This window comes from Streptomyces sp. CLV115 (assembly GCF_038448545.1).
Classification (GTDB): Bacteria; Actinomycetota; Actinomycetes; order Streptomycetales; family Streptomycetaceae; genus Streptomyces; species Streptomyces sanglieri.
Genome location: NZ_JBCEWQ010000394.1, coordinates 1 through 472 on the forward strand (window position 1 = coordinate 1; position 472 = coordinate 472).

The window sequence follows — 472 nt, forward strand, 5'->3', positions numbered from 1 at the left end:
GCTAAATGAGACTCTCGTCGGATTGACAGTCGCTGAAGCGGCCGACTCGCTCAACCGCTTTCTTGACGACCTGGGACCGGCCGAAGGGCCTCGGGCAGCGTCGGTGATTGCTACCGTTCTCGAGATCCTTGCCGTCGACCCATCTGCTCGGGTTGTGGTCGCCGGGGTTCCCAATCTCACCGCATTCGGTGCACAGTGGGAGACAGCGGTACGTCCCGTCCTTGAGGCCCTTGAAGAGCAGGTCGTCCTTATGCGACTGCTCGGCGAGGCAACCGCGGGGGAGGCTGGCGAGGTTACGGTCCGCATCGGCGCCGAGAACACCGATGTACCTTTCCAATCGACCTCGTTAGTGGCGAGCACCTACGGTCCCGAGGATGCCTTGTCGAGTCTTGGCGTCGTCGGGTCGATCCGAATGGACTACCCCTCAACCATGGCAGCTGTGCGAGCCGTGGCCCGTTATGTGGGCCGGTTC

The 472-nt window shown here is 62.7% G+C and carries 1 protein-coding gene; it reads left to right on the forward strand.

Going from position 1 to position 472, the window contains the following annotated elements; all coding sequences use genetic code 11:
* Positions 1-472 (forward strand): HrcA family transcriptional regulator (locus tag AADR41_RS42320; RefSeq protein WP_342287803.1); only part of this gene is annotated, 472 nt, incomplete at both ends.